Source organism: Dapis hubbardiae BLCC-M172 (assembly GCF_050016015.1).
Taxonomy (GTDB): Bacteria; Cyanobacteriota; Cyanobacteriia; order Cyanobacteriales; family Microcoleaceae; genus Trichodesmium.
This window is the reverse complement of record NZ_JBNHEQ010000026.1, coordinates 5202-12177: the sequence shown is the minus strand read 5'-3', so window position 1 is coordinate 12177 and position 6976 is coordinate 5202. Positions and strand designations below refer to the sequence as shown.

The 6976-nt window shown below is 39.9% G+C and carries 5 protein-coding genes; 4 read left to right on the top strand and 1 reads right to left on the bottom strand.

The window, feature by feature from the left end; genetic code table 11:
- The coding region (locus tag ACP6PK_RS03410) for a WD40 repeat domain-containing protein (protein ID WP_426557766.1) at nt 1-1104 on the top strand (1104 nt) is incomplete at its 5' end.
- Nucleotides 1105-1202: 98 nt separating this feature from the next.
- Here ACP6PK_RS03410 and ACP6PK_RS03405 read toward each other — a convergent pair.
- Nucleotides 1203-1340 carry a hypothetical protein gene (locus ACP6PK_RS03405; protein WP_426557764.1) on the bottom strand — a complete coding sequence of 46 codons (138 nt, stop codon included), beginning with the start codon at nt 1338-1340 and terminating at the stop codon, nt 1203-1205.
- Nucleotides 1341-1412: 72 nt separating this feature from the next.
- Between ACP6PK_RS03405 and ACP6PK_RS03400 the strand changes: the two genes are divergently transcribed.
- From ACP6PK_RS03400 to ACP6PK_RS03390, 3 genes are all read left to right on the top strand, one after another.
- Entirely contained in the window at nt 1413-2786 is a 1374-nt protein-coding gene (locus ACP6PK_RS03400) for an ATP-binding protein (protein WP_426557762.1), read from the top strand.
- 1005 nt (nt 2787-3791) lie between these two features.
- Nucleotides 3792-5168, top strand: coding sequence for a tetratricopeptide repeat protein (locus tag ACP6PK_RS03395; protein ID WP_426557760.1), 1377 nt, complete (start codon nt 3792-3794; stop codon nt 5166-5168).
- Between the two features lie 96 nt (nt 5169-5264).
- Nucleotides 5265-6976 (top strand): nSTAND1 domain-containing NTPase (locus tag ACP6PK_RS03390; RefSeq protein ID WP_472846356.1); only part of this gene is annotated, 1712 nt, incomplete at its 3' end.

The following is a 6976-nucleotide window of genomic DNA, read 5'->3' as shown; positions in this document are numbered from 1 at the left end:
AATACGGAAAAACAAATAACAAGACCACCCCAAACTTCACGCCAACCAACAACAGAAAATACAGAAAATACGGAAAAACAAATAACAAGACCACCCCAAACTTCACGCCAACCAACAACAGCAGCAAATGCTCAAACATTATCACCGGAAACTGCTATTCCCGGAAATTCAGAATCAGAAACACAAGCAAATATTAGTAACGATATTGTACTTGCACCTAGGTTAGTTAGGTCCTTATCTAATCAGCAACCAGATTCTTCTTTACCTGTAGCGATCGCTTTTAATGGCAAAATATTAGCTAGTAGCAGAGGTAAAGATATTCAACTGTGGAACTTAGAAAGTAGCAAACTACTAGATACTTTATCAAGTCATACCGCCAATGTGCGCTCAGTAGCAATTAGTCCAGATGGCAAAACCTTAGCAAGTGGAAGTGTAGATGGTACAGTAAAATTGTGGGATATTCCTACAGGAGAAATGCTGACCAGTTTTTTGCATTCTGATGTAGTGACTGCTGTGGGTTTCACGGCTGATGGCAGAGCGGTGGTAGGATGCAGTGCCGATCGCGGGATGAAATTGTGGGATATTTACACAGGGCGACTACTACATACAATGAATGGTACTCAACCTATTGCTTTTGGTGCTGATGGTATACGGATGGCAACCAGTGGAGGACCGAGATATATTCGTCTTTGGAATGTCGCCCAGGGGCAACTCTTGAAAAATCTGTCTATACCCAGTACAAATAATAATCAACGAATAGAGGCGATCGCTTTTAGTCAGGATGGGCAAACTATTGCTCATGCGATGCGGGGAGAAAGTAAGATTTTAGTCTGGGATGTAGAAACCTGGCAAGTCCGTCACAGTCTAGAAAAACATTCTCAGGCAATTAAGGCGATCGCTATTAGTCCGGATGGGAAAATTCTTGCTAGCAGTAGTGAGGATGGCAAGATTAATCTGTGGGATGTTGGCAGTGGAAAATTATTGAGGAGTATCAAAGGTTATGGTGCAATTGTTTTTAGTCCTGATAGTCAGCAACTTGTAAGTGTGGCAGAAGATAATATGATTCAGCTTTGGCAAATTTACGGATCGGCGATCGAGCAGTGAGTTATTTCAGTTGTCAGTTACCAGTGGGAGCATCTTGCTCCCGTGCCTGGTATTCCCGTTTTTAAGCGCTTTTCATTAAGTTATATCAAATCCGCTTGCTACGGTTCGCGAAAAATCGGAGTAACAAGAAACCGGGTTTGTCGGGGGTCAATGGTAGTATTGTAGGGCATTTGATACAAACCCGGTTTCTCTGCTTTTGTTCCAGTCGCAATGACCAACAATACAGCGCTTTTCATTAAGTTATCAATTAATTCCCCCTGTTGCCTCTTTTTAATCTAAAATATAGAAGTACATTTATATAAAATATTATGGCTGTAAATGTCAAAGCCTTTTTTCAGGCAACAAACCCTGGTAAAGCTTTATTCCAAGACAACCAGGAAATTGAGCAAAAATATTACATTGACTTCTCTTCAGTACGGGGAGGACAAATAATTGAAGATCTCAAAGACAATATCGCTATGTGGTCTCCCGACGAACCCACCTGTCAACTATTTACCGGACATATTGGTTGTGGGAAATCTACCGAACTCTGGCGACTCAAGCAACAATTAGAAGAAGAAGGCTTTCACGTCATCTATTTCGAGTCAGACAAAGACCTAGAAATGGGAGATATAGATGTCAGTGATATTCTTCTAACTATAGCGCGACAAGTCAGCGAAAGTTTAGAAACATTAGAAAAGGTTAAATTAGAGGAGCCAAAAGGATTAAAAGGTCTACTTGATGGAGTAAGCAAACTACTACAGACGGAACTAGATATTTCTGCTTCAGCAGAATTAGGTGTACCTGGAGTTGGTCAAGTCACGGTTGACGAAGAAGGACTAGAATTCGTCGCCTTGGGAATAGGCAAAATAACTGCCAAAGCAAAATCTAGTCCCCAACTTCGCAGCAAACTCCGAGACTATCTCGGACCTCGCACCAATGGAATTATTGAAACTATCAACCAAGAATTGCTAGAACCTGCTCACGAAAAGCTGAAGCAGCATGGCAAAAATGGATTAGTAGTTATCGTTGACAACCTTGATAAAGTCGATAGTTCCCCAAAACCCTGGGGGCGACCTCAACCAGAATATCTATTTGTCGATCGCGGCGAACAACTAACAGGTCTCCATTGTCATGTAATTTATACTCTGCCTCTAGCACTGCGATTTTCCAATGACTATGGTACTTTAATTCAAAGGTTCAAGAATGCTGCCAAAGTATTACCAATGGTTTCCATACAGTCGCGAGATGGAAACAAATCAGGAGAAGGAATGGCACTACTTAGGCAGTTAGTTTTAGCAAGAGCATTTCCAAATTTGGAGGAACAACAACGTCTAGAAAAAATAACCGAAATTTTTGACAGTGTGGAAACTCTAGATCATCTATGTCAGATGAGTGGGGGTCATGTCAGGAATGTATTACGACTGCTTAATGAAGCGATTAAAAAGGAAAAAAAGTTGCCTATTTCCCGTGATAGTCTTGACAAGGTAGTTCAAAATTTTCGCAATGAACGTATTCTGGCAGTGGAAGATGAAGAGTGGGAGTTGTTGCGCCAAGTAGCAAAAACTCAAAAAGTTACAGGTGATGATGGATATCAAAGGCTGATTCGGAGTATGTTTGTCTATGAATACCAAGATGATGAAGAGTCTTGGTTTGATATTAATCCGATATTGAAAGATGGGGTGCAGTTGAAAAATTCTTAATAGGTAGGTTAATTTGCACCTATTGGAGAGATGAGGAGGTGGGGTGATGGGGTGATGGGGTGATGGGGTGATGGGGTGATGGGGAGCGTGAGTCTAGTAGAAACAGTCAAGTAGTAGACTGACACAGCTAAAACTGTGCAATAGATTTTTTGTTTCTAGGTGTCTTTTTCTCCCCACCCAGACCACACTTCCCACCCAGACCACACCCCACATCTAACGCACCATTTAAGGTGTGTCGCTCCAGTAGTCCGGTAGGGTGCGTTAGACGGCTAAAATCTAGACTATGAAAGGCATTTAACAATCCGTCGTAACGCACCATTCCATAAGTGTCAGTCCACTAATACTATAATGGTGCTTTACGCTGACGCTTTTTCCTGACGGAATGCTCTGCAAACATGTCGCGCAGCGAAACACACCCTACTGGACTATTGGAGAGATGGGGTGATGGGGTGATGGGGTGATGGGGTGATGGGGTGATGGGGAGCGTGAGTCTAGTAGAAACAGTCAAGTAGTAGACTGACACAGCTAAAACTGTGCATTAGGGAGTAGGGGAGTGGGGGAGTAAGGTAGGGACGTTGCATAAGGGCGTCCGTACGGGAGAAAGAATGTTGTTGGGTTACTCCTGCGGAGAAGCAAGCTACGTTCCATGCTTTGCTTCGCAATGCTAACGCAAACGCAATGCTAACGCAAACAACCCAACCTACATCTATTGCACCATTTAAGGTGTGTCGGTCAAGTAGGGTGCGTTACGCTTTCCTGCGGAATGCTGCGCAAACGCTTTTTCCTGACGGAATGCTCCGCAAACATGTCGCGCAGCGAAACGCACCGCAATATTTGGGGGATGTGCGTTACGACGGTTCGCTGAATTCCTTTCATTGCCTAGATTTAAGCCTTCTAACGCACCCTACAAGTTTTGCTACTAATTATAACTTGGGGGCGGTGCGTTACATTCCATTAACGCACCCTACTAATTATAACTATTGATACTTATAATTGATAACTGAAATGACAAATTTTAATCACCAGGAAGTCGAATTATTGTCCGAGCTAATATTTGCTCTAGAAATGTCTCAAGGAGACTTTCGGCTATTTTTAGCCCGTTGTAATAATCTAACTCAGCGCGATCGCCTCATCCAACAACTCCAGGCATCTTTTTCTGGAGACTTAGCACAGTTGCAGCTAGATGAGTCGGTTAGAGAACTTTATGCTACTATTGGCCAACAGTTAGGAGACCAACAACCAGATGCTTTTATGGTTTGGGGTTTGGAGTCAGTAAAAGATGTAGATAAATTACTCGTATCCATGAGTTTAGTCCTGGATGAGTTTAGAAAAAACTTTCACTTTCCAATACTTTTATGGATAGATGCAGAGGTTTCCCGGAAGTTCATTCGCTTAATTCCTGATTTTGAAAATAGGGCAAGTTTAACTGTATTTGAAACCCCCACTCAAGAATTAATAGATTTTATTCAGAATACGAGTGAGAGTGTTTATCAGAAAGTATTAGAAAGTGGGGAAGGAATATTTTTGGAGCATACCGCTTTAGGTGTCGGAGAGTTTGTTTATCAAGAGTTGTTAGATGCACAGCAACAATTGGCAAATAGAGGAATTAGGTTAGAAGCAGAATTAGAGGCAGGTTTAGAATTTGTTTTAGGAAGAACAGCAGATAATTTGGAGGAAACAGCATTCGACCATTATCAACGGTGTCTCGAACTGTGGAAACGGCTTAACAACCAACTGCGAGTAGCTCACACTTATTATTATTTCGGGTTTTGGTGCCGTAGTTATGAGATTAGGCATCCAGAGGATAAAAATATGCTTTGCTCTCTGGCGTGCTTATATTATCAGCAGTCAATAGAAGGGTTTGAGGTAATTAACCGTCCCGACTTAGTTGCTAAGTTTATTAATGCTTGGGGAGAAGTTTTGCACAGGTTGGAGCGTTGGGATGAATTAGAGAATGTTGCCAAGAGGGCAATAGAACTACATCAAACCTATTCCTACCCATTTCGAGAAGCTTTTGCCTATGGTTTGATCGCGGAAGTTGAACTGGCAAAAAAACAATACAAACAAGCCCATAAATTTGCTCAAAAAGCTCTAAAAATTATTAACATAACTCTAGCTTCTGCATCTAATTTTTCCTCAAAAAACGAACAAATAAATTTAGATTGGGAACGTTATTATCATCAAGGCAAATATTTATTTTATCTGGCAAAAGCAGAGAAAAAACTAGGTGAAATCAAAGCTTGTATAGCTACTTTTGAACAAGCAAAAGATACCACAAAGCCTGAATATAATCCTGAATTTTACATTGATATTCTCACAGGATTACGAGAAATTTATTCCCAAGAAAAAGAATATTTAAAAGCTTTTAATGTTAAACAATAAAAAATTAAAACAGAACAACAATTTGGATTTCAAGCTTTTATTGGTGCCAATCGTTTAAGAGATATAAAACTAAATATTAACCCCGCTTTACCTCAGTTGAGGCGAGAAACTAATCAAAAACAACTGACTCAAGAAATAGCTGCATCTGGACGACAGTCTGATGTAGAAATATTGGTAGAAAGAATTAGTCGTCCTGACTATAAATTAATAGTTATTCATGGGCAATCAGGAGTAGGTAAAAGTTCGATTTTGCAAGCTGGATTAGTTCCGACTTTAGAAGGGAAATCAATTGCTACTCGTGATGTAGTAGTGGTTTTGCAACGAATTTATGTGAATTGGATTTCTGAATTAGGGAAACTTTTAGCGGAAAAACTGCAAATAATTGCCAATTTAACAGTTACTTCAGAGAATCTAAATTCGGCTGAGAAAATTTTTGCTCAGTTGCAGAATAAATCAGAATTGAATTTACTGACAGTCATAGTTTTTGACCAATTTGAGGAATTTTTCTTTGCCAATATGGAACCAAAGGATAAACGAGAATTTGCTCAATTTCTCCAAGAATGTTTAAAAATCCCATTTGTGAAAATAGTTTTATCCTTACGGTCAGATTATATTCATTATTTATTAGATTTTAATCGCTTGGGAAATTTAGAGGCAATTAATAATAATATTTTAGACAAAAATATCCTCTATTACTTAGGAAATTTTTCTCAGTCACAGGCGAAATTAGTTATTCAAGGATTAACGGCAAATTCTCAGTTTAAAATAGATGGAAATCTGACAGAAAAGTTTGTAAAAGACTTAGCTCAGGAGTTGGGAGAAATTCGTCCAATTGAGTTGCAAGTAGTAGGGGCACAATTGCAGGCCGACAATATTACGACTTTAGCAAAATATCAAGAATTAGGAGATAATCCTAAAGCCGAATTGGTAGAGCGATATTTAGCATCAGTAGTTAGTGATTGTGGGGTTGAAAATGCAAAATTAGCTTGGTTAGTATTGCTATTGTTAACTGATGAAAATAATACTCGACCATTGAAAACTCAAGCCGAGTTGTTGAAAAAAAGTAAGTTTAGTTCGGAAGAGTTAGAGTTAGTATTAAATATTTTTGTAGATTCGGGCTTGGTGTTTTTGTTGCCAGAAAATTCAGCAGACCACTATCAGTTAGTACATGATTATTTGGTAGGGTTTATTCGGCAAAGAAAAGATGTAGAAATATTAGAGGAACTCAAACAGGAAAAGGAAAAACGACGGGAGGAACAAGAAAAACGACAAAAGTTGCAGAAGTCTTTGGTTAGAGGTTCGGTTGCTGCTTCATTAGTGATGGGAGTATTGGCAGCAGGGATGACAAGATTTGCCTTGGAGGAACAAAGGGAGGGTAGACGAGCAGAAAAGCAAACTATTATTGCTCAGGCAAATGAGTCTAGAGCGTTGTCTATTTCAGGTGAGCGATGGGATGGGTTGATGACTGCTATGGAGGCTAGGCAAAAACAAATGGATGCTAAATTTGAAGCAACGGATCGGGTTAGCAAGATTACAAATGCTCTACAAGTCGCAGTTTACAAACGTAACAACGATGAGGAATTTAGAGAATTAAACCGTCTTCATGGGCACGATAATTCTGTCTATGGTGTAGCATTTAGTCCTGATGGAGAGACTATAGCAACTGCTAGTGATGACAAAACAGTGAAATTGTGGAACCGTCAGGGGAAATTATTGCAAACTCTCACTGGGCATCAAAATTCAGTCAGAGATATAGCATTTAGTCCTGATGGAGAGACTATAGCAACTGCTAGTGATGACAAAACAGT